This is a genomic window from Enterobacter cloacae complex sp. SHL018, assembly GCF_049237905.1.
Classification (GTDB): Bacteria; Pseudomonadota; Gammaproteobacteria; order Enterobacterales; family Enterobacteriaceae; genus Enterobacter; species Enterobacter hormaechei_C.
Genome location: NZ_JBMKJE010000005.1, coordinates 284,878 through 310,500, shown reverse-complemented (window position 1 = coordinate 310,500; position 25,623 = coordinate 284,878). Strand labels below are relative to the sequence as shown.

Genomic DNA, 25,623 nt, shown 5'->3' with positions numbered 1-25,623 from the left:
GGGTATAAAGACCCGCCGAATCTCATTGAGAAAGCAGACAGAGTAAGTAGGTGCGAGATAAACCGTTATCAGAAACGTCTACAAGCGCGATAAGTAGACCACAGCGAGGAAGAAAAGTGGCAGCAGAGAATGTGAATCGATGAAAATTTTTACAAAATAACAAGTCCGGAAGTGATATTGCGATAAAAAAAGAGGCCCTGCGGCCCCTTTTTATCGAATCATGCATGCGCTTCTTTATAGACCTCGCGTTGCGGCTGACGAATCGTGGTGGACAGCGCCAGTGAAATAATCAACAAGGCAAATATCACGCAGAATGTCACGTAGAAGCCACCAAACAGCGAGGCAATCAGCGACCCGCAAATACTGCCGATACCGAAGCCGAGATAAATCACACCGTAGTTTTTCGCCAGATTGTTCAGGCCGAAGAACTCGCTCACCAGCGACGGGAAGACGGTAATGGTACCGCCAAAGTTAAAGGCTACGCAGGCTATCGCCGCAAAGAATGTCGCTTCGTTCAGCGGTGCAAACAGCAGCGCCGCCATGCCCACCAGAGAGATGACCTGCCCCAGCGTAATCACGCGGATGCGGGCGATTTTGTCAGACAGGATACCGAGCACCAGACGACCCGAGAGGTTAGCAATGGAGATGACCGTTACCGCGTTCGCCGCCGTCGCCGCGTCCAGTTTCACCATTCCCTGCGCGATATCTTTCGCCACGCCGATGACATACAGACCGCTCATGCAGGCCGTCAGGAACATCACCGCCAGCATCCAGTACTGCGGTTTACGCATGGACTGTGCAAGGGTGAAATCATTCTCCACCACACCGTTAACGGTTTTCACTTCCTGCTGCGGCGCGTCTTTCATCAGCGTTGCGCCGAAGAGGATCATCACCAGCACAATCACGCCCCAGATCATAAAGGTTTTCTCAAGCCCCACCGAGGCCAGCAGATGCGCATCGATGAATTTGAAGCCAAGGCTGCCCAGGCCATATGAACCAATGGCAAACGCGGAGATAAGCCCTTTACGCTCCGGGAACCACTTCACGCAGTTAGACAGCGTCAGCAGGTAACCTGCCCCGTCCGCCAGCCCCACCAGCACCCCGGCGCTCAGCCACAGCATCATCAGGTTGTCGGAATATGCCGTCAGGAAGAAGCCCACGCCCAGCAAGATCCCGGAGGCCATGGTTACACGCTTCACGCCGAAGCGCTCCTGAAGTTTGCCCGCCACGGAAGAGGAAATTGCTAACCCAAGACTCAGCAAGCCGAAGGAGAACGCCACCTGGCTTATCGGCGCGCCGATCTTATCAGACAGGGCGCTGTTAAACAGGCTCCAGGTATAGACCGATCCCAGTGCGAACTGGGTAACGATGGTGCCGAATAGCGTCAGCCAACGCGTGCGGTTATAAGTTGATGTGTTCATGGCAGTGTCCTGCAAGATAAATTAAGGAAATTCGCTGAGGACACGATAAACAAAACCCCATAACGCCAGGGGTAAAACGGCATGAAATGCAGGAGAAACGGAATGAAATGCCTGGAAGCGGGAATGAATGACCTTGCCGGAGAAGAAAAAGGTCAAAGGTGAGCGATCACTATCGCTACAGTCCTCGCCGTTATTGTATTAAATATGTTACCGCAGCGTTTAAAAAAGTGACAACCCTTTAAAATTTGGCGCTCAATCCCAGCGTATATAAATATTCTTCTTCAGTTTGCTGGTTATAGCTGATCTTCGCCCAGGGGTGTAAATCACCATACTGCGTATCGACACGCCACCCCAATGAGTTCACGCTGGCATGCCAGAGTGGATCGGTAAGCGACTGCGTGGTGGTTGTATCCTCAAACGCATTCACTGGTGCGGAGGGAGCGCCATCAGTGCGCCACGCCATTACGGGCCCGGTGGTGAAATGTCCCGCCACGGGAAAATTCCAGCCAACGCTCAGAACGGTTTCCGCATCCGAACCGGAGGGATCGTTCAGGGTAAACCCCGCAGCATTCTGCGTGCGGTTAATACGCTCCGCGAGAATATCTTCATAACGAGGTTGGTGATCGGCGTCCCATGTATAGCGTTCCATCGTATTACTTTGAGCATCTGAAACGATATATTCCTGTTGCCACGCAAAAGCGGTGTTACAAAAAAGCAGGCAGACTGAAACACCCACCAGGCCAGAAGCAGCATGGCGACCACTGATTTTTTTTATCATCATCAAAGCGACTCCAGAAAGAGCCGAGTTCGGCGATATATGTCATTGTTCGAAGAGGTATTAGGGCGTATAGCCCTGTATTAACTATTGTCTCTTTAGCAGACACGTCAAGCCGGGCAGATTGAAATTTTTGCGTTTACCGTATCAGGAAGGGAGATGACCTATGCAACGTTGCGGCTGGGTAAGCCAGGATCAGCTTTATATCGATTATCACGACAAGGAATGGGGCGTACCGGAAACCGACGGTAAAAAACTGTTTGAAATGATTTGCCTTGAAGGCCAGCAGGCCGGACTGTCGTGGATCACCGTTCTGAAAAAGCGTGAGAACTATCGCAAAGCCTTCCACCAGTTCGATCCGGCTGCGGTTGCCGCCATGACCGACGACGACGTGGAAAGGCTGGTTCTGGATACCGGTATCATCCGCCATCGCGGTAAAATTCAGGCCATTATTGGTAACGCGCGTGCTTATCTGGCGATGGAGCAAAACGGCGAACCCTTCTCAGCATTCGTCTGGTCGTTTGTGGATAACGAGCCGAAGGTGACGCAGGCCGCCACGCTTGCAGAGATCCCAACGTCGACCCCCGCCTCAGATGCCCTGTCGAAAGCGCTGAAAAAACGCGGCTTTAAGTTTGTGGGCACCACCATCTGTTACTCCTTTATGCAGGCCTGCGGGCTGGTCAATGACCACATTACGGGCTGCTTCTGCCATCCGGAGGGCCACCATGATCCGCAAATGGCAAAGTGAGGACACCGCTCCGCTTTTGAGTCTGTGGCTGGAGAGCACCACCGAGGCGCATCCGTTTATCGACGCAAGTTACTGGCAAGCGAATGAAGCGGTAGTGCGGGATGAATACCTTCCCGCCGCCGAGACCTGGGTCTGGGAAGAAAACGGTACCCTGTGCGGTTTTATCAGCGTCATGCAGTTCCAGTTCGTGGGGGCGTTGTTTATCGCCCCGGCGTTCATCGGAAAGGGGATCGGGCGTGCGCTGCTGAACCACGTTCAGCAGCACTATCCGTATTTAACTCTGGAGGTGTATCAGAAAAACGTGCGGGCGGTGAATTTCTATCATGCTCAGGGTTTTCGCATCGAAGACAGCGCCTGGCAGGATGATACCCAACACCCGACGTGGATCATGAGCTGGCAGGCGGATCAAACGCCGTAAGGGTAAGCGCCGGCCCCTCATATTTCTCCACCCATGCCAGCGCCGTATTCCCCGCGCAGCCATTCCCCAGCTTCGAGCTGGGGAGATCTTTGGTCAGCACGTTTACGGCGCCGTTCTTACAAATACCGCCCTCGTCCAGCGCCAGATCCGGCCATGCGCCCTGATGAATGCAGAAAACGCCAGGGCGGATCCCGTCACTCACCACGGCGCCTGCCAGCACCTGCCCGCGCGCGTTCCAGACCCGAACGAGGTCGCCGTGGTTAATCCCCCGCGCCTTTGCGTCATCGCTGTTCAGCGCAATCGGCTCACGACCCGCCACCGCATACTGCTCGCGCAAAGCCGAATAGTTGAGCTGGCTGTGCAGACGATGGGCGGGATGGGCAGACAGCAGCTGAAGCTGCCCCGGCTGCGCATTGCCATGCCATTCGTCCGGCTCCAGCCACGCCGGATGCGGCGGACAGTCCGCGTAGCCAAAGCTGGCGATGCGTTCGCTGTAGATCACAATCTTCCCGCTTTCGGTTTTTAACGGATGATTCTCCGGATCGCGACGGAAGTCAGCAAAGCGCACAAACCGCGCATTCTGCTCGCTTTCCGGCATTTCGAAGAGTTGATTCGCCTCCCAGAACTCAGCGAATGGCGGCAGCGTCACGCCCTGCGCAGCCCCACGCTGGCTGGCAATCTGGTAAAACGTTTCCAGCCATTGCAGATCGGTTTTGCCCTCGGTGAAACGCTCCCGACCGCCCGCTTCCCACATTTCACTCAGGTCGGCAAAGACATCAAAATCATCCCGCGCTTCATCCCGGGGAGCCACGACGCGCTTCATCGGCACCATATGCTGATTACTGTAATCCCCCGTCATGGTGAGATCGTTACGCTCGAACGAGGTCGTGGCGGGCAAAACGATATCAGCATGTTTCGCTGACGCGGTCCAGAAGCACTCCGAGATCACCACCAGCTCCGGTTTCTGCCAGGCGCGGATCAGGCGGTTAGTATCCTGGTGATGGGTGAAGTTGGCCCCACCCGCCCACCAGACAAACTTAATATCCGGGAAATGCCGATCCTGGCCGTTGTGCTGATAAAACCCGCCAGGGTTCTCCAGGGCTTCAACAATGCGTGCCACCGGAATTTTATCTACCGCGTCCACGCCACCCTGCACCGAGCCCTGCATGGAGGCCAGCACCGCCGCTTTTCGCGTCGGGTTGCCGCCGTTAGCAAAGTGATAGGAAAGCCCAAAACCGCCGCCGGGTGTGCCAATCTGCCCGAGCATCGCGGCGAGCGTAACCAGCATCCAGTGCTTCTGCTCGCCAAACTGCTGGCGCTGCATCCCCCAGCCGGACATGAGCATCGTGACACGGCTATGGAATAACGTCGCCAGTTCGCGGATTTTAACGGCATCAACGCCGCAAATCGCCGCAGCCCACTCTGCGGTTTTGGCGATACCGTCGGTTTGTCCCGTCAGGTAGTCGGCAAATTTATCGAAGCCCGTGGTGCAGCGCGCTAGAAATTCCGTATCGTGCCAGCCGTTCTCCACCAGGGTGTGGGCGATGCCCAGCATCATCGCCACGTCGGTGCCCATATGCGGCGCGATCCACTCGGCGCTGTCGCCGAAGAAATCCAGCGTTTCAGAACGCATCGGATCGATACAGATGATGCGCTTGCCGCTTTTGCGCAGCGCATCAAAGTAGGAAACGCCCTGCTCGTCGGACGCATTCCAGGCAATTTTCAGGGTATTGAGCGGGTTGGCGCTCCAGAGCACCACCACCTCCGCATGCTCCAGCACCAGCGGCCAGCTGGTCTGCTGCTGATAAACCTCATTCCCGCCCACGACATACGGCATGATTGCCTGCGCCGCGCCGGTCGAGTAATCGCCCAGATGGCCGGTGTATCCTCCGGCCAGGCTCATATAGCGTTGCAGCAGGGTTGCGGCCTTATGTAGCACGCCGTTCGAGCGCCAGCCATAGGAGCCGGCAAAAATGGACGACGGGCCATAGCTGTCGCGAATGCGTTTATGCTGGGTATGGATCAGCGCCAGCGCGTCGTCCCAGCTCACGCGTACGAACTCATCCTGCCCACGAATACCCTGCGGCTTATCCGGTGACGCCAGAAAGCCTTTACGCACCATCGGCCAGCGGACGCGGGTTTTACTGTGTACCTGATCGCGAACGACGGTCTGTAAAGAGTTGAGATGGCGCGAAGGCAAAGCCCCGCGAGACGACAGCACAGTGTCGCCATCGGTTTCGACCAGCATCGGCCCCCAGTGGGCGGCGGTCAGAATGGTTTTTGTTGAGGTGCTCAAAGCGTGCGCTCCTGGTTGCGTGCAGGTGTTTCGGCCTTTCATTGAGGCAGTTTATCGTTTGTGACAAATTTCAGAGTTATACACTGAATTTTCTCCGTATCCGGACGTCATAATCCACTGCCACGTCCATCGTGGCAAAGAATAAAAAGGATTAAGGAAATAAGATGAAAAAACGCGTACTCGTTATTGCCGCTCTGGTGAGCGGCGCACTGGCTGTTTCTGGCTGCACAACCAACCCTTACACCGGTGAACGCGAAGCGGGCAAATCCGGCATTGGCGCGGGTATTGGTTCCCTGGTGGGCGCTGGCGTTGGCGTACTCTCCTCCTCCAAGAAAGATCGCGGCAAAGGTGCGCTGATTGGCGCAGCGGCAGGCGCAGCCCTGGGCGGCGGCGTGGGTTATTACATGGACGTGCAGGAAGCAAAACTGCGTGACAAAATGAAAGGTACGGGCGTGAGCGTGACGCGCAGCGGTGACAACATCATCCTGAACATGCCAAACAACGTGACCTTTGACAGCAGCAGCGCGACGCTGAAACCCGCAGGCGCGAACACCCTGACCGGCGTGGCCGCAGTGCTGAAAGAGTACAATAAAACTGCCGTGAACGTGATTGGTTACACCGACAGCACCGGCAGCCAGGATCTGAACATGCGTCTGTCCCAACAGCGCGCCGATTCCGTGGCCAGTTCGCTGATCGCCCAGGGCGTAGAAGCGAACCGCATCCGCACCAGCGGCATGGGTCCGGCTAACCCGATCGCCAGCAACAGCACGGCGGAAGGCAAAGCGCAGAACCGCCGCGTTGAGATTACGTTAAGCCCGGTACAGTAGGTAAAAGCAAAACGGCAACCCCGTTGCCGTTTTTAGTGTTTGCGCCCTCTCCCGTGGAAGAGGGTTGGGGTGAGGGCATCAGACCGCAACCTCCGGTAAGCGCAGCGCCACCCGGCAAATAGCTTGATTCGCCAGATTTTCCCGCTAAGGTATTCTCACTAAATTCAGGGAAATCAGCGATGATCAAACCAACCCGGGCCACCATCAGCGACGTGGCGAAAGCCGCCAAAACCGGTAAAACCAGCATTTCACGCTACCTCAACGGCGAGAAACACCTGCTTTCCGATGCGCTGCTGGCACGAATCGAACAGGCCATTGCCGATCTCGACTACCGTCCTAGCCTGATGGCGCGCGGCCTCAAGCGGGGCCGCACCCGTCTGATTGGCCTCATCATCGCCGATATCACCAACCCCTACTCCGTAAACGTCCTCAGCGGCATCGAAGCGGCGTGCCGTGAAAAAGGCTTTACCCCGCTGGTCTGTAACACCAATAACGAGGTTGATCAGGAGCTGCATTACCTCGATCTGCTGCGCAGCTATCAGGTGGAAGGGATTGTGGTGAATGCCGTCGGGATGCGAGAAGAGGGGCTAAATCGTCTGCAACAATCGTCTCTGCCGATGGTGCTTATTGACCGCAAAATCCCGGAATTTGCCTGCGATGTGGTCGGACTGGATAACACCCAGGCGGCCACCACTGCCACCGAGCACCTGATTGAACAGGGTTTCGAAGCCATTCTGTTCCTGAGCGAACCGCTGGGCATGGTTAACACCCGCCGCGACCGCCTGGCGGCATTTCGTGCCACGCTGGCGCGTTATCCCGGCGTGATCGCCGAAAATGCCGAAATCCCCCTGCATGAAGCCGGGCAGCTGGATAATACCCTGCGCCAGTTCCATACCCGTCATCGGGGTATGCGTAAAGCGGTGATCTCCGCGAACGGGGCGCTGACGCTTCAGGTTGCCCGCTCGCTTAAACGCATTGGCCTGCACTGGGGCAGCGACATCGGCTTACTTGGCTTTGATGAACTGGAGTGGGCAGAACTGGCTGGCGTAGGCATCACCACCCTCAAACAACCCACCTGGCAGATCGGCTATGCCGCGGTTGAACAAGTGGTTCGCCGCATTGAAGGCACCCGCGACGCCGTACGCGAGCAGGTTTTTTCCGGCGAGCTGATCGTTCGCGGCTCTACTGCCCGTTAATTTCCCCTTCGTGACAGCGATCATAAATTCAGCATCCCGAACTTTTCTTTGGAACCGGTTCCATCTAGCGTAATACTATCGATTACGCTCTGGAGTCAGGAAATGAGCAGGAAAATTATGGTGGTCACCGCCGCGTATGGCGCGGACCAGGTGCGACAGGCAGGCGGTCAACGGGCGATGCTTCCCGTTATTGCCGGCGCAGGGGCTGATGGCGTTGAAATCCGCCGCGAGCTCTTCAACAACGACGAGTTAATGGCCCTGCCTGCGCTCGGCGAGTCCATTGAACTGCTGGGTTTACTGGCGTGCTACTCCGCCCCGGCCCCCCTGTTTATGCCCGATGGCACCCTCAACCCGGATCTCCCGCGCTACCTTAGCGAAGCCAGCGCCCTGAACGCGCTGTGGCTTAAAGTCTCGCTGGGTCATTTCAGCGACAAACAACCCCTTGAAGCCCTGCGCGCATTGCTGGATGAAAGCGGCATGACGCTGGTGGTGGAAAACGACCAGACCGACTGCGGGCAGCTCGCGCCGATGCAGCGCTTCAAAGCCGCCTGCCGGGTAATGGCGCTGCCGGTCACGCTGACGTTCGATATGGGCAACTGGCTGTGGGTTGGCGACTCCCCGGAAGAGGCTGCACGTCAGCTGGCTCCCGCCGTGAGCTATATTCATGTGAAGGCCGCAGTCCCGCATAAGGCGCAGTTCCGCGCCGTCGCACCGGATCAGACCGATTCTCGCTGGCGGGATCTGCTTAATCAACTCCCTGCCGATGCGCCACGCGGTATCGAATTTCCGCTGGAAGGGACGGATCTCACCGCCGTCACCCGCCATTACGTCAACCTGCTGCGCGAGGAGTAAACCATGCACAAGACGCTGGATGTCATCACCATTGGCGAGGCCATGGCGATGTTTGTCGCCACCGAAACGGGCGAGCTGAGCGCAGTGGAGCACTTCATTAAACGCGTGGCAGGTGCCGAGCTGAATGTTGCTACCGGACTTGCGCGGCTGGGGCTGAATGTCGGCTGGGTAAGCCGCGTGGGAAATGACAGCTTTGGCCATTTTGTTCTCGACTCGCTGAAAAAAGAGGGCATTGATGCCGCAGGCGTGACCCTCGACGGACGCTTTGCGACGGGCTTTCAGCTGAAATCTAAAGTTGAAAATGGAACCGATCCCATCGTGGAGTATTTCCGCAAAGGCTCAGCGGCAAGCCATCTCTCCGTGGATGATTATCACGCCGCGTATTTCTCCTCCGCGCGCCACCTGCACCTGAGCGGCGTGGCGGCGGCGCTCTCGGCCAGCTCGTACGATTTACTGGATCACGCGGCTTCGGCAATGAAAGCACAGGGCAAAACGATCTCTTTCGATCCTAACCTGCGCCCGGTGCTGTGGAAAAGCGAAGCGGAGATGGCTGAGAAACTCAACCGACTGGCGTTTCAGGCGGACTGGGTTCTGCCTGGCATAAAAGAGGGAATGATCCTTACTGGCGAAAGCACGCCCGAAGGCATTGCCGATTTTTACCTCAACAAAGGGGTAAAAGCCGTGGTGCTGAAAACCGGTGCCGACGGCGCATGGTTTAAAACTGCCGACGGCGAGCAAGGTGCCGTCGCTGCGGTAAAAGTCGACAACGTGGTCGATACCGTGGGCGCGGGCGATGGGTTTGCCGTCGGAGTCATCAGCGCTCTGCTGGAGGGCAAACCGCTGTCGCAGGCCGTGGCGCGAGGCAACAAAATTGGTTCGCTGGCGATTCAGGTGCAGGGCGACAGCGAAGGATTACCAACACGAGCAGAGCTCGGCGTCTAAATTCCCTCTCCCTGTGGGAGAGGGCCAGGGTGAGGGCAGCAATCCGCACCAGATAATTAAGCCACCGTGTACCCTACAGACAACGGCGGCAACAACCTCAACAACAGAGGCAAGCCTATGAACAGTTCGACCAATGCAGTAAAACGCTGGTGGTACATCATGCCAATCGTGTTTATCACGTACAGCCTGGCGTACCTGGATCGTGCCAACTTCAGTTTCGCATCCGCCGCCGGGATCAACGAAGACCTCGGGATCACCAAAGGGGTCTCCTCCCTGCTGGGTGCCCTCTTCTTCCTGGGTTATTTCTTCTTCCAGATCCCCGGCGCGATTTACGCTGAACGCCGCAGCGTGCGAAAGCTCATTTTCATCTGCCTGATCTTATGGGGTGCCTGTGCGTCGCTTACTGGCGTGGTGAATAACATTCCTGCTCTGGCGGCTATTCGCTTTATTCTCGGCGTGGTTGAGGCGGCCGTCATGCCAGCAATGCTGATTTATATCAGCAACTGGTTCACAAAATCTGAGCGTTCACGTGCCAATACGTTCCTGATACTCGGTAACCCGGTCACCGTGCTGTGGATGTCGGTGGTTTCCGGCTACCTGATCCAGTCCTTCGGCTGGCGCGAGATGTTCATCATCGAAGGGGTTCCCGCGATTATCTGGGCCTTCTGCTGGTGGGTGCTGGTGAAAGATAAGCCAGCCCAGGCAAAATGGCTTTCTGAGGACGAAAAAGCCGCACTCCAGGCGCAGCTGGATAAAGAGCAGCAGGGGCTGAAAGCGGTGCGTAACTACGGTGAAGCCTTCCGCTCCCGGAACGTTATTCTGCTGTGCGCACAGTATTTTACCTGGAGTATTGGCGTGTACGGCTTTGTGCTGTGGCTACCGTCGATTATCCGCAGCGGCGGTGAAAACCTTGGCATGGTGGAAGTGGGCTGGCTGTCATCGGTGCCTTACCTGGCTGCGACCATCGCGATGGTTATCGTCTCCTGGGCATCGGACAAGCTGCAAAACCGTAAGCTGTTCGTCTGGCCGCTGCTGCTGATCGCTGCTTTTGCCTTCATTGGCTCCTGGGCCGTAGGCGCAAACCACTTCTGGGTCTCGTACACTCTGCTGGTGATTGCGGGTGCGGCCATGTATGCCCCGTATGGTCCGTTCTTTGCCATCATCCCGGAAATGCTGCCGCGTAACGTCGCAGGGGGCGCGATGGCGTTGATCAACAGTATGGGCGCGCTGGGTTCGTTCTTTGGCTCGTGGTTTGTGGGCTATCTGAACGGCGCCACCGGCAGCCCGTCGGCCTCTTACATCTTTATGGGGGTGGCGCTTTTTGCCTCGGTATGGCTTACTCTGATTGTTAAGCCTGCTAATAATCAACAGCTACCCGTCGGCGCACGCCACGCCTGAATCTTTTTAAAATCAACGGAGATTAGCATGAAGCCGTCCGTCATTTTGTACAAAGCACTGCCTGAAGACCTGCAAAAACGCCTGGAGGAACACTTTACCGTTACCCGGGTCAAGAACCTCAGCCCGGAAACCGTGGCACAGCACGCCGACGCGTTTGCCAGCGCCGAGGGCCTGCTGGGTTCGAGCGAAAAGGTGGATGCAGCGCTGCTGGAGAAAATGCCGAAGCTTCGTGCTACCTCAACCGTTTCGGTGGGATACGACAATTTCGACGTGGATGCGCTAAACGCGCGCAACATCCTGCTGATGCACACGCCGCATGCCCTGACGGAGACCGTCGCCGACACGCTGATGGCGCTGGTGCTCAGTACCGCGCGTCGCGTGGTGGAAGTGGCCGAGCGCGTGAAAGCGGGCGAATGGACGAAAAGCATTGGCCCGGACTGGTTCGGCGTGGACGTTCATGGCAAAACGCTGGGGATTGTTGGGATGGGCCGCATCGGTCTGGCGCTGGCACAGCGCGCGCATTTCGGCTTCAGCATGCCCATTCTGTATAACGCACGCCGTCACCACACTGAAGCCGAAGAACGTTTCAATGCCCGCTACTGCGAGCTTGATACGCTGTTGCGGGAAGCCGACTTTGTCTGCCTGATCCTGCCGCTGACGGATGAAACGCGTCATCTCATCGGCAAAGCGGCGTTTGAAAAGATGAAGAAATCGGCCATTTTCATCAACGCGGGTCGTGGTCCGGTGGTCGATGAGAATGCGCTGATTGAGGCACTGCAAAACGGTGAGATCCACGCCGCTGGTCTGGACGTGTTTGAACAGGAGCCGCTGCCGGTGGATTCTCCGCTACTGACCATGCCGAACGTCGTCGCCCTGCCTCACATCGGCTCTGCCACTCATGAAACACGCTACAATATGGCGGCGACCGCCGTGGATAACCTGATTGCCGCGCTCGGCGGTAAAGTGGATAAAAACTGCGTTAACCCGCAGATACAACAGTAGATACGAAAAAACCCGCCAGAAGGCGGGTTTTTGAATTTTGTGCTACTGGGCTGGAAGCTTACAGGCTTACAACGTTACCAGCTGCTGGGCCTTTAGCGCCGCTTTCGATGGTGAAGGAAACTTTCTGACCTTCATCCAGAGATTTGTAGCCATCGTTCTGGATAGCAGAGAAGTGTACGAACACGTCTTTAGAGCCATCGTCAGGAGTGATGAAGCCGAAACCTTTATCAGCGTTGAACCATTTTACCAGACCAGTCATTTTAGCAGACATAGAAATTACCTTATTAACAAATATATTGTGCCTTCCGGCTTGATGGATTGCGTTACAGATTTTTAAGCGATGAAGGAAGGGTCACTACGAAGGGTATCTATGGATAACAATCTGGACTGCTTTACTAAACTGCTTTAGGTCTGTGTAACAAACCGACGAACATAGTTATACCGATGTGGTAGATGAATGACAAGCGTTATTTTCATCAAGCATAAAAAAAACCCCGCCGAAGCGGGGGTTTTTCTTATTCCGTAGCAGCGACCGCTGCGCTCCATGCCTGGCTAAAGGCCTGATGCTGGGACGCGAGCGGCCCGATCAGCGCGTTATACTGGCTCGCCTGCTGGGAGGTCGGGAACTGGATACCGTTAGAGACGAAGCTCACCTGCGTACCTTGTTCACTAATAAAGTCACCCACCTGAACCAGCTGCTGAGTAAAGACCTGCGCCGCCGGGATCAGCGGTTGCAAGGCGTTTGACGGCTTGGTCACGACTTTCTCATACACCTGGTCATAGACCGGTTTGAGATCCTCGCCCTGCTTCAACGCGGAACGCGACGCATCAGCCTGCATTTTGGCATTTTGCAGCTGCTGGCTCAGTACCCCAAGCGCGCCATTTGACTGGCGCAGCGGTTCGCGCTGGGTCATATAATCCTGTGGAACGCGGATGGCATTCACGCTATCCACTACCGGGCGAATACCGGAATCCATCGCCTGGCTTACCTGCTGTGAATAGCCATACAGAATGGCGTAATCCGACACGAATGGACCAAACTGTTTTTTCTGATCCGCAGTCAGCGTTGGTAAACGCTCGCCGCTACGCATCACTGTATTCTGTAGAAAATCGATAAACGCTTTGCGCTGATCGCCTTCTTTATCGAAACACCCACTCAGGCTAACAACCATCAACAACGCCGCAATAGGCGCAAACCAGCGAGAGCAGGACTTTCCTGTCGCCATTTTATTACTCCTTTCACCCAAAAAGCGCACACCGGCACACGCGTGCCCAACGCTGACAAGGATAGTCCAGGTCAGCCTTGCAAGATAGAGTTTTCATGCAAAACGGGTATTCCCGTTTTTGTACTGACTATTTACAAAAAAATACCTGTGCATCCCTACATATGACTAATCAGGTAATTAGCATAACTATCCATATAGCTGAAACGCGTAAAGCGATCGTTATCGCACAATTAATCACAGCCGTGACGATCCTGTGTCTGGTTTAGGGACTATTCTTAACAGGCTCTCTGATGTTCATGATCCCGATGTGTGATTTATGAGGAGTTCTCAATGGAATTAAAAGATCCTGAGTTTGAGCTGCTGAGCAGCCTGGAACAGATTATTTTTAAAGATGTACCGCCGACGGTTACCCTGAATCAAAAGTCCAATCCTTTTAGTGAATTTGAGCGTTTACGCAAAGGATCGGGCCTGAAAACAGATGAATTCGCAAGAGCGATGGGTGTCAGCGTAGCGATGGTGCTGGAGTGGGAGTCAAAACGTGAAAAACCTACCCCAGCCGAGCTAAAGCTGATGCGCCTGATCCAGGCAAACCCTGACCTTCGCAAGCAGTTAGCCTGATAAAGTTTGTTTGCCCCCGCCCTTGCGGGGGCTTGTGTTTACAGGCTTTCACATCGCCATCCCGTCTCTTCCCACACCAGTTCATGCGTCAACTTCAGCCCTGCCAGAAAGGCTTCATCATGCGACACCACCAGCAGCGCGCCGGGGTAATCGGCTAAGGCCGCTTCTATAGCCTGAACAGAGGCCAGATCAAGATGGTTGGTTGGCTCATCCAGAAGCAACAGCTGCGTTGCCGCTTCACGCCACAATACGCAGGCCAGCGCGGCCTTCAGGCGCTCGCCGCCACTCAGTTCGGCCAGTGGTAGTGTCACTTTCTCTGCGCCCAGCTGAAGCTGCGCTAAACGGGTACGCAGCGCCCCTTCTTCGAGCGGCGTATTGCCCAGGCTAAGGTGTGTCATCACCGACTGCGACAGATCTAGCCGGGAAAGATGCTGATCGAGATACGCACACCTGACAGAGACCTTACAGATTCCCGTGACAGGGGCTGTTTCGCCCAACATCACTTTCAACAGCGTGGATTTTCCACAGCCGTTCGGCCCGCGTAGCGCCACGCGCATCGGGCCATCCATTCGCCAGTTTATCGGGGAGACAGGCACGTGCGGAAGCACCAGTTCTTCCAGCGCCAGCACCTGTTTTCCTTCCGGGATTTCACTGCCCGGCAGGGTAAACATCACCGCGTTATCCTCTTCAACCCGCTCGCGTGCCTGGTTGACCGCAGCGTTCAGAGCATGATTTTGATCGCTATGCTGTTTTTTCCAGGAACCAATACGCTCTTTCGCCGCCCCTTTGTATTTGACCCGTTCAAACGAGGCGATGTTAAGGCTGTCGACCGTGCGAAGCGTTTTGGCTGAACGCCGCAGGCTGTCGTCATGCTCTTTATGCATACGGGCGCGGGTACGCTTGCGTTCGGTGGCAGCATGCTCCAGCGCGGCGCGGGCAGCCAGCTGCTCAGCATCACGCTGGGTTCGATAGTCAGCATAATTCCCCCCGTAGCTGCGCAAGCCCAACGCGCTCAGTTCAAGGATACGCGGTACCTGGGCCAGCAACTCACGGTCGTGAGAGGCCACCAGCACCCCGCCCTGATACCGGGAAAGCTGCTCGTAGAACCATACGCGGCCTTGCCTGTCGAGGTGGTTGGTCGGTTCGTCCAGCAGCAGGTAATCAGCATCTGCGGCGAATGCGCCGCACAGCAAGGCACGAATGCGCTCGCCGCCGCTCAGCTCTGCCGCGCGTTTATTCGGGTCAAAAGGGGGAAGTTTTGCAGCGATAAAAGCCTGGCTCAGCCGTTCAGCCAGATCCCAGTAACCGTCGAGCGTATCGAGATCGTCGGGTTCATAATGACCGCTGTCGATGCGCGTGCGCGCCGCAAAGATCGCGTCGTAACCAAGCAGTCCGGCAAGAGTCGTATCCGCAGAAATATCCTGCTGCTGCGCCACATAGACGTGTGTATCAAAGCGCTCAATATGACCGCTGGCGGGTTCATCAACCCCTGCCAGCAGCCGCAGAAGACGTGTTTTACCGCTGCCGTTGCGGCCAACCAGCGCGCACACTGACGCATCCAGAGAAAGATTCAGCGGACCAAAAAGGATATCGCCCGTCGCAAACTGACAGGTGACCTGATGCAAAATAAAAGAGGGGGACTGCGCAAAATGAGCCATAAGCACTCCTGAATGAAATCAAAACATCCCCTGCCGACGCGGTGCGTTGAGCAAGGATCGAAATTCATCAGTCGTGTTTGTTCATTTTTGGGGGGCGCTCCTGAGGGCGAAATTTAACGGGAACAAGAATAACGGCAATGCGCCGCCCATTTCAAGGTTAAATTTTCGCCAGGCTAATGCCCGAGCGTAAAAAACCCGCCGAAGCGGGTCTCTCAATCAGATAAACGCAAACGCATCGCCAAACAGACGATCTTCCCGCGCGTCACGCTCGTTGCAGAACAGGTCGCGGGCAATTTTTGCCATTTCAAAGCGACCGGCAATATAGATATCGTGCCCGGCCAGCGTCCCGTGATCCTGCAATACCGCAGTCAGCACCGTACCGCTGCGCCCGCGCCAGCCCTCTTCCGGCTGCTCGACAACCGGCTCGATGCGCAGGTTTGGATGATTTACGCTCAGCGCTTCCAGCTCAGACAGATCGTAAAGATGCTTCTCTTCACGACCGCCCCAGTAGATGGTGATATCGCGATTCGGGTTGCGCGCCAGCGCGGTCAGCAGAATAGAGCGGACATAAGAGAAGCCCGTGCCACCGGCAATCAGGATCAGCGGACGGTCTTCGTCTTCACGCAGCCAGGCCTCGCCATGAGGAATATCGACCACGATTTCACGCTCTTTCAGGATGCGGTCCATCACGGCCATCGCGTACAGGTTAAGCTCAGACGCACCAATATGCAGCTCAATAAATTCCTTCTCTGCTGGCGTTGAGGCCATAGAGAAAGGACGCTTATCACGCTCGTCCATCACGACCATCAGGTACTGACCGGCACGGAATGAGAAGGCCGCTTCAGGAACCAAACGGACGCGATATACGGTGTCGGTAATAGCATCTACCGACGTCACTTTACAGCTTAAGGTTGTCATTCGCTCTCTCTGTCGGGAAGTCTATAGGGCTAAACGGTCTTATTCTGCCTTACCGTTATTCATTATGGCCAGCTCGTCCCAGATCGCGTCAATTCGCGCGGTCACGGCAGGATCTTTTTCGATCGGGCGACCCCATTCACGGTCGGTTTCGCCAGGCCATTTATTCGTGGCATCCAGTCCCATTTTTGAGCCAAGTCCGGAAACCGGCGAGGCAAAGTCCAGATAATCAATCGGCGTGTTTTCCACTAACACCGTATCACGCGCCGGATCCATACGCGTGGTGATGGCCCAGATGACGTCATTCCAGTCGCGGGCATTGACGTCATCATCGCAGACAATCACAAACTTGGTATACATAAACTGGCGCAGGAAAGACCATACGCCCATCATCACGCGCTTAGCGTGACCGGCATACTGCTTCTTCATCGTCACCACCGCCAGGCGATACGAACACCCTTCCGGCGGCAGATAAAAATCAACAATTTCCGGGAACTGCTTTTGCAGGATCGGCACAAACACTTCGTTCAGCGCCACGCCAAGCACCGCCGGTTCATCCGGTGGACGGCCGGTATAGGTGGAGTGATAGATGGCATCTTCACGCTGGGTAATGTGGGTGACGGTGAACACCGGGAAGTTATCCACTTCGTTGTAATAGCCGGTGTGGTCGCCGTACGGCCCTTCGGGTGCCAGCTCGCCCTGTTCAATGTAACCTTCCAGCACGATCTCTGCGCTGGCCGGTACTTCCAGGTCATTAGAGATGCACTTCACCACTTCGGTTTTGGTGCCGCGCAGCAGCCCTGCAAAGGCATATTCAGACAGCGTATCAGGAACAGGCGTCACCGCGCCCAGAATGGTTGCCGGATCGGCACCCAGCGCGACGGAAACCGGGAAGCGTTCGCCCGGATGGGCCGCGCACCACTCCTGGAAATCCAGCGCCCCACCGCGATGGGACAACCAGCGCATGATGAGCTTGTTTTTGCCAATCAGCTGCTGGCGGTAAATGCCGAGGTTTTGACGCTCTTTATGCGGCCCACGCGTCACGGTGAGGCCCCAGGTGATCAGCGGTGCGGCATCGTCAGGCCAGCACTGCATGATGGGAATTTTGGTCAGATCCACCGCATCGCCTTCCAGCACTTTTTGCTGGCACGGCGCACCGCGCAGGCGTTTGGTGGGCATGTTCAGCACCTGCTTAAACTGCGGCAGCTTGTCGAACAGGTCGCGGAACCCTTTTGGCGGCTCCGGCTCTTTAAGAAAGGCCAGCAGTTTACCCACTTCACGTAACGCCGTGACATCTTCCTGTCCCATCCCCAGCGCCACGCGGCGAGGTGTGCCAAACAGGTTGCACAGCACCGGCATGGCGTAGCCTTTTGGGTTTTCAAACAGCAACGCCGGGCCGCCCGCGCGCAGGGTGCGGTCAGCGATTTCTGTCATTTCCAGATACGGATCAACAGGAAGCGTAATGCGTTTGAGTTCGCCCTGCTTTTCCAGCAGCGCCAGGAAGTCGCGTAGATCGTGGTATTTCATGCAGTTAATCATGGCCTCTCTGTAAGCGCTTCATTATACGGCGTAAGACCGCGTGATGCTGTAATTTTGTTAAATTAGCGTGAACTTCCACGACTTACTCTCTTTTTCGCCATTATAATCACCTTAGCGATCCCGCCAGGGTTTTGGTATGCTTGCGCCCCGAACAATGGGAAGAGTGATTATGCAGGCCTGGTATTTACTGTATTGCAAACGCGGGCAACTTCAGCGCGCGCAGGAACATCTTGAACGTCAGTCTGTTAACTGCCTGACACCCGTGATCACGCTTGAAAAAATGCAGCGTGGAAGACGCACGACCGTCAGTGAGCCTCTGTTCCCGAACTATCTGTTCGTCGAGTTCGACCCCGAAGTGATCCACACCACGACGATCAGCGCCACGCGCGGCGTCAGCCATTTTGTGCGTTTTGGCGCTCATCCGGCAAGAGTACCGTCATCGGTTATTCATCAGCTTTCTGTCTACCAGCAGCCTGAAGATATTACCGATCCGGAAACCCCTTATGCCGGCGACAGCGTGGTGATCACCGAAGGCGCCTTTGAAGGGTTACAGGCCATCTTCGCTGAGCCGGACGGTGAAGCGCGCTCCATGCTGCTGCTCAACCTGCTGAACAAAGAGGTGTTGCAGAGCGTTAAAAACACCGATTTCCGCAAAGTTTAGAACTGCACGCCGAACAGACGACGCACGTTATCATCGGTTTGTGCTGCCAGCCACTGGGCATCTTCTCCGCGCCAGTGCGCCACTCGCTCAGCAATATGCCGCAGGTAGGCCGGTTCATTACGTCGTGATGGCGGTTTGGGCTGCATATCCCGGGGCAACAGATACGGCGCATCCGTTTCCAGCAGCAAACGATCGGCCGGGATAACGGGTAACAGCTCACGCAGTTCCAGCCCACGACGCTCATCGCAGACCCAGCCAGTGATACCCAAATACAGCCCGCGGTTCAGGCAGTCCAGCGCTTCCTGACGGGAGCCCGTAAAGCAGTGCAACACCGCGCCCGGCAGTTTCTCCAGCCAGGGTTCCAGTAGCGCCATAAAACGTTCATGCGCATCGCGACAGTGCATAAACACCGGCATCTCCAGCTCTGCTGCCAGCGCGAGCTGGGCGGTAAATGCCTTCTCCTGCTCTTCAGGCGTCGAGAAGTTACGGTTGAAATCAAGCCCGCATTCGCCAATGGCAACCACTTCTGGCGTTTGTGCCAGACGATGAAGCGCCTCAGCGCTTTCATGCGTCCACTGGCTGCTGTCATGAGGATGCACGCCTGCGGTGGACCAGCAGTGTTGATAGCGTTGCGCCAGCTGCCGTGCCTGCTCACTCTCATGCAGATTCGTTCCCGTCAGTAGCAGCCCACCCACGCCGGCGGCAAAGGCGCGCGCCACCACCTCATCGTGGTCTTTCGCAAACTGGGCGCTGGTGAGGTTAAGCCCGATATCAAACATACGTATCCCCATATGACAACCGCCCTGACGGGCGGTTGGTTTTATTCTTTAGTAGTCTCTTCAGACGGCTCGTCTTCTTCGTCCCGGGTACGCCCCTTTCCGACGTAGAAACGAGCGAAGAACACGCCGACTTCAAACAGGCAGTACATAGGTATCGCCAGTAAGGTTTGCGAGAAGACGTCCGGTGGCGTTAACAGCATACCTACGACAAATGCCCCCACCAGGATGTACGGGCGCTTCTTACGCAGATCATCAGGCGTGGTCACCCCCACCCAGCAGAGCAGGACAATTGCTACGGGCACCTCGAAGGCGACACCAAAGGCCATAAACAGCGCCATCACGAAGCTGAGGTAGCTGGCGATGTCCGTCGACACCTGTACCCCTTCCGGTGCGGTATGCGTCAGGAAGCCGAAGGCCAGCGGGAAGACAACGAAGTAGGCGAACGCCATGCCGATATAAAACAGCAGCGAACTGGACACCAGCAGCGGAATAACCAGCTTGCGTTCATGCTTGTACAGCGCGGGCGCCACAAATGCCCAGACCTGATACAGAATGACCGGCGCAGAGGCAATCAACGACACCCAGAAGGTCAGTTTGATCGGGGTAAAGAACGGTGAAGCAACGTCTGTTGCAATCATCGTCGCGCCCAGAGGCATCTGTTTAATCAGCGGCGCGGAAACCACCTGATAGATATCGTTGGCAAAATAGACCAGACATAAAAAAATGAGGAAAACCGCAATAATGCAGTTTAACAGGCGCTTACGCAGCTCAATGAGGTGCGTAATAAGCGGTTGAGTATCATCTACTGCCATGTTTACGCTTTATCACTCGACGAGGGGGATGATTCGGAAACGGGCGCGGCGGGTTTTACCTCAGCCGTTTTGACCACGGGCTCTTCCGGCGGCACCTGCTTTTTCACTTCGGGCTCCTGCGGCGATTGCTCTGGCGAAGCAGCCTGATGCTCCGCGCTGGAAGGCGTTACACCCTCGCGCTGCTCTTCGCTACCCTTCACCACCGGATTGTGGATGGTGTTTGCTTCATCGCTCGCCTTCTCAGGATCGTTAATGCTGTAAGAACGCTTCATGGATTCCGCCGCTTCGCGCAACTCATCCATTGATGCTTTCAGCTCCGGCGTCAGGTTGTCCATGCTCGCCTTTTCAACCTTTTTCAGGCTGTCCTGAAATTCCTGAAGCTTCAGCTCCTGCGCCAGCTCGTTCTGCACGGTAGTTGCCAGCGAGCGAAGCGCCCGCACCCAGCCCACGACGGTTTTCACCGCAACGGGTAAACGCTGCGGCCCCAACACAATCAGACCAATCACAAAGACCAGCAGTAACTCACCAAAACCAATGTCGAACACGAATTACACCTGCTCTTTATCGTGACGTTTAGCCTCTTCCTTTTTGGCTTCGTCCTGCTTATCGGCGATGGATTTAGCGGTAAAATCAGCATCCTGACTGGTTTTTTCCTGCTTATTCTCATCATCGCTCATGGCTTTCTTGAAGCCTTTGATTGACGCGCCCAGGTCGGAACCAATCGATCCGAGTTTTTTCGTGCCAAACAGCAGCACAACGATGACGGCAATGATCACTAACTGCCAGATACTGATACCACCCATGCGTGTTCCCCAGTGATAGATGATTAATTAGTCAGATCGCATTATACGTATGCAATCTCTCGATAGCGACGCTAATTCAGCGCGTTTTTCGCCAGCCAGCAAGCCAGACAACCACACCGGCAGCCATAATCCAGGCTGGCATCATTTCCCAGTCCGGACGATTGATCAACAGCAACGTGCCGCTTATCAGCAGCGTCGCGCCAATTCCGAAGAGATAGCGGGACTGCCCCTGACGCACGCGACTGGATTGAAGCTCGTGCGCGATTTTATCCATGCTGTGCTGAAGGTTCTTGCTCTGACGCAAACTGTCGTAAACCAGTTCAGGAATTTCAGGCATTTTTTCAATCCAGAACGGGCCTTTCTCTTTAAGCGAGCGAACCAGGGCTGGAATACCGACCTGATCCTTAATCCAGGATTCGAGGAACGGTTTCGCGGTTTTCCACAAGTCTAACTGAGGATAGAGCTGGCGGCCTACGCCCTCAACGTAAAGTAATGTTTTCTGAAGTAAAACTAATTGTGGCTGCACTTCCATATTGAAACGGCGTGCGGTGTTGAACAGGTTGAGCAGGACGTGTCCGAAAGAGATCTCCGAGAGCGGCTTTTCAAAAATCGGCTCACAGACGGTGCGGATCGCAAATTCAAACTCTTCCACGTTGGTATCTGGCGGAACCCAGCCTGAATCCACGTGCAGCTCGGCCACCTTACGGTAGTCGCGATTGAAGAAAGCGATAAAGTTCTCTGCGAGGTAGCGCTTATCCTCTTTATTCAGCGAGCCGACAATACCGCAGTCGATGCCGATGTATTTCGGATCTTCCGGGTGCTCATAGCTGACGAAGATGTTGCCCGGATGCATGTCTGCATGGAAGAAGCTGTCGCGAAAAACCTGAGTAAAGAAGACCTGCACGCCACGCTCGGCCAGCAGCTTCATGTTGGTGCCCTGTTTTTCCAGCGCCGCCACGTCCGAGACCGGAATACCGTAGATACGTTCCATCACCATCATGTTCTGACTGCAATAGTCAGAATAGACTTCAGGAACATACAGCATCGGGCTGTCTTCAAAGTTTCGACGCAGCTGAATGGCGTTCGCCGATTCACGCAGCAGGTTAAGCTCGTCAATCAGCGTTTTTTCGTATTCCCGAACCACTTCCAGCGGACGCAGACGGCGACCATCCGGCAACAGACGCGGCACCCAGCGAGCCAGGCGATAAATCAGCTTCATGTCTGCTTTGATAACCGGCAGGATATCCGGACGAATCACTTTGATGACCACCTCTTTGCCATTTTCCTTCAGGCGCGCGGTGTGAACCTGCGCAATAGAGGCAGAGGCCAGGGGCTGAATATCGAAATCATCAAACCAGGTCTCGATGGGGATATTGCCCATCGCTTCTTCGATTTGTTTCTTCGCTCTCTCTCCGTCAAACGGAGCAACGCGGTCCTGCAATAGCGCGAGCTGATCGGCAATCTGCGGTGGGAAAAGGTCGCGACGTGTTGAGAGCATCTGCCCAAACTTGATCCAGACCGGGCCCAGCTCCTGTAACGCAAGACGCAGGCGTGCGCCCAGCTCCTGATCCTTATGGCGATTCGGCATCCAGAACAGCGTGCGACGCCAAAGCCGAAGCGGCAGGGTGATACGCATTCTGGGGATAAGCTCGTCGAGCCCGTAGCTCAAAAAGGTGCGAACGATAAAATAGAGGCGCCGAATTTCACCAGGCGTCATTTGCCCTCCAGTTTTTCCAGCCGTTTGGTTAACGCATCAACTGCGCGCTCAACTGCCGCGGTCTCTTCTGCAAACCAGGCGACTTCTAAAGGCCCCGGCGCCATACGCCACTCTTCGGTCAGCACCTCGGCAGCGTAGCGCTGTTGACGGAGCAGACCTTTACGCAGGAAAGCGGAACCCGTGCGCAGCGTTTTGCTTATACCTTCAGCCGCGATGTCGCCGATATAGGGCGCCAGCAGTTCCGCCGGGTCGAATTCAGCCTGATCGCTAAGTGCAACGAAGTTCTGTACCACCTGAATATCGCCTTCGACCTCCAGCTCACCGCTGCGAATAAGCGCCGTCATCTGCTGACGGTCACGCAGTTTTGGCAATACGCTCATGTGCGTAATCACCGAGCAGTCACCCTCGCCTTCCCACTCCCCCAGAACGTCAAGCTGGCGTTCGCTGAAGACCAGCACAAGCGGCGTCGAGAACTCCTTTAAAACGATGCGCAGCACCTTTCCGTTAAGCCGCTGACGTGCGGTTTTCAGCGCCGGAGCGCGATACAGAAAAGCATTCAGCACATTCTCGATGCCAGCGGTGACTAAGGGTTTAATGGGCACGGGAAACCTCCACTCAGAACTTGTAACCACGATGCAGCGCGACGACACCCGCCGTCATATTGAAGTATTCCACGTTTTCAAACTCCGCATCCTGCATCATCGCTTTCAGCGTGTCCTGATCCGGGTGCATTCGGATGGACTCGGCCAGATAACGGTAACTTTCTGCATCGTTTGCCACCAGCTCGCCGATGCGCGGCAGAACGTGGAAGGAATAAGCATCGTAAGCTTTGCTCAGCGGGTCGATAATCGGTTTAGAAAACTCGAGTACCAGCAGTCGACCGCCCGGCTTAAGCACGCGGTACATGGAGCGCAGCGCTTTATCTTTATCGGTCACGTTACGCAGACCGAAAGAGATGGTGATGCAGTCGAACGTATTATCCGGGAACGGCAGCGCTTCGGCATTGGCCTGAACATATTCAACGTTGCCTACCACGCCGATATTACGCAGCTTTTCGCGTCCCATTTTCAGCATTGAGTCGTTGATATCCGCCAGCACCACGCGGCCGGTTTCGCCAACCAGACGGGAGAATTTAGCGGTCAGATCCCCTGTGCCTCCGGCTAAATCCAGCACCGTTTGTCCACGGCGCACGCCGCTGCAATCAATAGTGAAGCGCTTCCACAAGCGATGAATGCCAAATGACATCAAATCATTCATCACATCGTACTTCGCCGCCACGGAATGAAATACGTGGGCCACCATGTCAGCTTTCTGCGCTTTGGCGACAGTCTGAAAGCCAAAGTGCGTTGTGTCTTGTGAATCGTCAACCATCTCAGAGCCTGCTAATCAGTCAAATGTTCGTGAAGTGTAACAGATTGGGCGCATTTGCCCTACGTTTCAACCACCGTGAAAGAAACGCGCCGGCTGCGCTTCGGGGGATAAACTCGCCGCTAAATCGTTGTCTTCATTGCGGCTATTTTGCTTACCGTCGCCTTCACGCAGACGAAACTCTTCGTCCTGAGCGGTAGCCTGCTCCACCAGTTCCGGATTAATCTCGCGTTTAACTTCCACCCCCAGGCTGCGAAACGCCTCCGCCTGCGCCAGCAAATTGCCACGCCCGGAGGAGAGTTTTTTCATCGCCTGGCGGTAGTTATCCTGCGCGCGATCCAGGCTTTGCCCCACCGAGGACATATCGTCCACAAACAGCCGCATTTTGTCGTACAGCTTGCTGGCGCGATCGGCAATCTGCTGCGCGTTACGGCTTTGGTGCTCATAGCGCCACAGGTTGGCAATGGTACGTAACGCCACCAGTAGCGTGGTGGGGCTGACCAGCATAATGTTATTTTTCAGCGCTTCGGTGATCAGTTCGGGCTGTCTGTCGAGCGCCAGCAGGAACGCAGGCTCGACCGGAATGAACATCAGCACATAATCCAGCGATCGCAGCCCCGGCAACTGCTGATAATCTTTTCTGCCCAGCAGACGGATATGGTTACGCACGGAGGCGATGTGCTCCTGCAACGCTGTTTCGCGGGTGTAGTCATCTTCCGCGTTGAAGTAGCGCTCATAGGCCACCAGCGTCATTTTGGCGTCGATAACCACATCTTTGCCCTGTGGCAGACGAACAATGACATCCGGCTGCATCCGCGAGCGCGCATCGTTCTCAATGCTGACCTGCGTTTCGTATTCGTATCCTTCGCGCAGGCCAGAGGCCTCCAGCACACGCGTCATGACCACTTCGCCCCAGTTTCCCTGCGCTTTGTTATCACCTTTCAGTGCGCGCGTCAGGTTAACCGCCTCCTGCGCCATCTGCGCATTCAGCTGCTGGAGATTACGAATTTCATGCGCCAGCGTGTGGCGTTCGCGGGCCTCCTGACCAAAGCTGTCCTGTACCTGACGGCGAAAGCCGTCCAGCTGTTCACGCAGCGGCGTCAGCAGGCTGTTCAGGCTCTGGCGGTTCTGCTCATCCACACGGCGATTGCTGTGCTCAAAAATGCGGTTCGCGAGGTTCTCAAACTGCTCGCTAAGACGCTGCTCGCTGTTGATCATCTGACGGATTTTGTCTTCGGCGTGCAGTTGGGTGGACTCAAGACGGGTGGTCACTTCACGGAGATCGGCCTCCAGCGAGGTATTGATATCACGCAGATTGCGCAGTTCGTTATTGAGCAGTTCGCATTCGTCGCGCCAGTGGTCACTCAGCGCAAGCTGTTGTTTCGTCGCGCTAAGTTCAGCGACGATCTCCTCGCGCTCTGCCAGCTGTTCGGCTTTCTGCTGCGCATGCTGGTAGCCGGAAATGAGCCAGCCAATTCCCACGCTCACCAGCGCAATCACTGCATAAATCAGGATTGAGATATCCACAATGCCCCCTGCATCAACGTATTACCGCACAAAATAGAATTGTGCTGTATGAACGTCCAGTTTGAAAGGGTTTTCCTGCGAGGCGTTACGCAAAAAGAAAAGGCCGAGCATGTCGGCCTTTCAGC

General features: G+C 55.7%; 26 protein-coding genes. 10 read left to right on the top strand and 16 right to left on the bottom strand.

Features of this window, described 5'->3' with window-relative positions:
* Positions 1 to 218: 218 nt before the first annotated feature.
* Both ACOTY5_RS19105 and ACOTY5_RS19100 read right to left on the bottom strand, forming a co-directional pair.
* Positions 219 to 1,421: an L-lactate MFS transporter gene (locus tag ACOTY5_RS19105; protein WP_015569982.1), complete on the bottom strand. Its 1,203-nt coding sequence runs from the start codon at positions 1,419 to 1,421 to the stop codon at positions 219 to 221.
* A gap of 238 nt (positions 1,422 to 1,659) precedes the next feature.
* Positions 1,660 to 2,202, bottom strand: a complete 543-nt coding sequence (locus tag ACOTY5_RS19100) for a hypothetical protein (protein ID WP_015569983.1) — start codon at positions 2,200 to 2,202, stop codon at positions 1,660 to 1,662.
* A 160-nt stretch (positions 2,203 to 2,362) separates the two neighbouring features.
* Here ACOTY5_RS19100 and tag point away from each other — a divergent pair, with 160 nt between their 5' ends.
* On the top strand, positions 2,363 to 2,944 hold the full coding sequence (tag, locus tag ACOTY5_RS19095; protein ID WP_017383572.1) for a DNA-3-methyladenine glycosylase I: 582 nt from the start codon (positions 2,363 to 2,365) through the stop codon (positions 2,942 to 2,944).
* Entirely contained in the window at positions 2,922 to 3,362 is a 441-nt protein-coding gene (locus ACOTY5_RS19090) for an N-acetyltransferase (protein WP_015569985.1), read from the top strand. Before tag ends, ACOTY5_RS19090 begins: the two co-directional genes overlap by 23 nt.
* Here ACOTY5_RS19090 and ACOTY5_RS19085 read toward each other — a convergent pair.
* On the bottom strand, positions 3,331 to 5,700 hold the full coding sequence (locus tag ACOTY5_RS19085; protein WP_044488942.1) for a molybdopterin guanine dinucleotide-containing S/N-oxide reductase: 2,370 nt from the start codon (positions 5,698 to 5,700) through the stop codon (positions 3,331 to 3,333). The two genes, ACOTY5_RS19090 and ACOTY5_RS19085, sit on opposite strands and share 32 nt — an antisense overlap.
* Positions 5,701 to 5,822: 122 nt before the next feature.
* Between ACOTY5_RS19085 and ACOTY5_RS19080 the strand changes: the two genes are divergently transcribed.
* From ACOTY5_RS19080 to ghrB, 6 genes are all read left to right on the top strand, one after another.
* Positions 5,823 to 6,485 (top strand): OmpA family lipoprotein, encoded by a 663-nt coding sequence (locus ACOTY5_RS19080; RefSeq protein WP_045142459.1) that lies wholly within the window; start codon positions 5,823 to 5,825, stop codon positions 6,483 to 6,485.
* A 179-nt stretch (positions 6,486 to 6,664) separates the two neighbouring features.
* Positions 6,665 to 7,681: a LacI family DNA-binding transcriptional regulator gene (locus tag ACOTY5_RS19075; RefSeq protein WP_015569988.1), complete on the top strand. Its 1,017-nt coding sequence runs from the start codon at positions 6,665 to 6,667 to the stop codon at positions 7,679 to 7,681.
* Between the two features lie 102 nt (positions 7,682 to 7,783).
* Positions 7,784 to 8,533 carry a sugar phosphate isomerase/epimerase family protein gene (locus ACOTY5_RS19070; RefSeq protein ID WP_045142458.1) on the top strand — a complete coding sequence of 250 codons (750 nt, stop codon included), beginning with the start codon at positions 7,784 to 7,786 and terminating at the stop codon, positions 8,531 to 8,533.
* A gap of 3 nt (positions 8,534 to 8,536) precedes the next feature.
* Positions 8,537 to 9,475, top strand: a complete 939-nt coding sequence (locus ACOTY5_RS19065) for a sugar kinase (protein ID WP_045142457.1) — start codon at positions 8,537 to 8,539, stop codon at positions 9,473 to 9,475.
* A 117-nt stretch (positions 9,476 to 9,592) separates the two neighbouring features.
* Positions 9,593 to 10,873 carry an MFS transporter gene (locus tag ACOTY5_RS19060; RefSeq protein WP_045142456.1) on the top strand — a complete coding sequence of 427 codons (1,281 nt, stop codon included), beginning with the start codon at positions 9,593 to 9,595 and terminating at the stop codon, positions 10,871 to 10,873.
* Between the two features lie 27 nt (positions 10,874 to 10,900).
* Positions 10,901 to 11,875 carry a glyoxylate/hydroxypyruvate reductase GhrB gene (ghrB, locus tag ACOTY5_RS19055; protein WP_045142455.1) on the top strand — a complete coding sequence of 325 codons (975 nt, stop codon included), beginning with the start codon at positions 10,901 to 10,903 and terminating at the stop codon, positions 11,873 to 11,875.
* Between the two features lie 58 nt (positions 11,876 to 11,933).
* Here the strand turns inward: ghrB and cspE are convergent, their stop codons facing one another.
* Positions 11,934 to 12,146, bottom strand: coding sequence for a transcription antiterminator/RNA stability regulator CspE (gene cspE, locus ACOTY5_RS19050; protein WP_003860775.1), 213 nt, complete (start codon positions 12,144 to 12,146; stop codon positions 11,934 to 11,936).
* A 244-nt stretch (positions 12,147 to 12,390) separates the two neighbouring features.
* Entirely contained in the window at positions 12,391 to 13,101 is a 711-nt protein-coding gene (locus ACOTY5_RS19045) for a DUF3053 domain-containing protein (protein ID WP_017383576.1), read from the bottom strand.
* A 330-nt stretch (positions 13,102 to 13,431) separates the two neighbouring features.
* Here ACOTY5_RS19045 and ACOTY5_RS19040 point away from each other — a divergent pair, with 330 nt between their 5' ends.
* Positions 13,432 to 13,719 (top strand): HTH-type transcriptional regulator, encoded by a 288-nt coding sequence (locus ACOTY5_RS19040; RefSeq protein ID WP_003860776.1) that lies wholly within the window; start codon positions 13,432 to 13,434, stop codon positions 13,717 to 13,719.
* A gap of 38 nt (positions 13,720 to 13,757) precedes the next feature.
* On the opposite strand, the gene ACOTY5_RS19035 is transcribed toward ACOTY5_RS19040, so the two are convergent.
* The 3 genes from ACOTY5_RS19035 to ubiD all read right to left on the bottom strand — a co-directional run bounded on the left by ACOTY5_RS19035 (position 13,758) and on the right by ubiD (position 17,831).
* The gene (locus ACOTY5_RS19035) at positions 13,758 to 15,377 is read right to left on the bottom strand and encodes an ABC-F family ATP-binding cassette domain-containing protein (RefSeq protein WP_045142454.1); all 1,620 of its coding nucleotides are present in this window, start codon (positions 15,375 to 15,377) and stop codon (positions 13,758 to 13,760) included.
* A 216-nt stretch (positions 15,378 to 15,593) separates the two neighbouring features.
* Positions 15,594 to 16,295 (bottom strand): NAD(P)H-flavin reductase, encoded by a 702-nt coding sequence (gene fre / locus ACOTY5_RS19030; RefSeq protein WP_003860778.1) that lies wholly within the window; start codon positions 16,293 to 16,295, stop codon positions 15,594 to 15,596.
* Between the two features lie 39 nt (positions 16,296 to 16,334).
* The gene (gene ubiD / locus ACOTY5_RS19025) at positions 16,335 to 17,831 is read right to left on the bottom strand and encodes a 4-hydroxy-3-polyprenylbenzoate decarboxylase (protein ID WP_023295742.1); all 1,497 of its coding nucleotides are present in this window, start codon (positions 17,829 to 17,831) and stop codon (positions 16,335 to 16,337) included.
* 169 nt (positions 17,832 to 18,000) lie between these two features.
* Here ubiD and rfaH point away from each other — a divergent pair, with 169 nt between their 5' ends.
* The gene (gene rfaH / locus ACOTY5_RS19020; protein WP_003860779.1) at positions 18,001 to 18,492 is read left to right on the top strand and encodes a transcription/translation regulatory transformer protein RfaH; all 492 of its coding nucleotides are present in this window, start codon (positions 18,001 to 18,003) and stop codon (positions 18,490 to 18,492) included.
* On the opposite strand, the gene tatD is transcribed toward rfaH, so the two are convergent.
* From tatD to rmuC, 8 genes are all read right to left on the bottom strand, one after another.
* Entirely contained in the window at positions 18,489 to 19,271 is a 783-nt protein-coding gene (gene tatD / locus ACOTY5_RS19015; protein WP_045142453.1) for a 3'-5' ssDNA/RNA exonuclease TatD, read from the bottom strand. The two genes, rfaH and tatD, sit on opposite strands and share 4 nt — an antisense overlap.
* Before the next feature lie 41 nt (positions 19,272 to 19,312).
* Positions 19,313 to 20,083 (bottom strand): Sec-independent protein translocase subunit TatC, encoded by a 771-nt coding sequence (tatC, locus tag ACOTY5_RS19010; protein ID WP_015569997.1) that lies wholly within the window; start codon positions 20,081 to 20,083, stop codon positions 19,313 to 19,315.
* A 2-nt stretch (positions 20,084 to 20,085) separates the two neighbouring features.
* Positions 20,086 to 20,628, bottom strand: a complete 543-nt coding sequence (gene tatB, locus ACOTY5_RS19005; protein WP_003860783.1) for a Sec-independent protein translocase protein TatB — start codon at positions 20,626 to 20,628, stop codon at positions 20,086 to 20,088.
* 3 nt (positions 20,629 to 20,631) lie between these two features.
* Positions 20,632 to 20,886 carry a Sec-independent protein translocase subunit TatA gene (gene tatA / locus ACOTY5_RS19000; protein ID WP_003860787.1) on the bottom strand — a complete coding sequence of 85 codons (255 nt, stop codon included), beginning with the start codon at positions 20,884 to 20,886 and terminating at the stop codon, positions 20,632 to 20,634.
* Between the two features lie 76 nt (positions 20,887 to 20,962).
* Positions 20,963 to 22,603, bottom strand: a complete 1,641-nt coding sequence (gene ubiB / locus ACOTY5_RS18995) for a ubiquinone biosynthesis regulatory protein kinase UbiB (protein ID WP_017694740.1) — start codon at positions 22,601 to 22,603, stop codon at positions 20,963 to 20,965.
* Positions 22,600 to 23,205 (bottom strand): ubiquinone biosynthesis protein UbiJ, encoded by a 606-nt coding sequence (ubiJ, locus tag ACOTY5_RS18990; RefSeq protein ID WP_045142452.1) that lies wholly within the window; start codon positions 23,203 to 23,205, stop codon positions 22,600 to 22,602. Before ubiJ ends, ubiB begins: the two co-directional genes overlap by 4 nt.
* A gap of 13 nt (positions 23,206 to 23,218) precedes the next feature.
* Entirely contained in the window at positions 23,219 to 23,974 is a 756-nt protein-coding gene (gene ubiE, locus ACOTY5_RS18985; RefSeq protein ID WP_003860790.1) for a bifunctional demethylmenaquinone methyltransferase/2-methoxy-6-polyprenyl-1,4-benzoquinol methylase UbiE, read from the bottom strand.
* A gap of 66 nt (positions 23,975 to 24,040) precedes the next feature.
* The gene (gene rmuC / locus ACOTY5_RS18980; RefSeq protein ID WP_017383581.1) at positions 24,041 to 25,498 is read right to left on the bottom strand and encodes a DNA recombination protein RmuC; all 1,458 of its coding nucleotides are present in this window, start codon (positions 25,496 to 25,498) and stop codon (positions 24,041 to 24,043) included.
* Positions 25,499 to 25,623 lie beyond the last annotated feature (125 nt).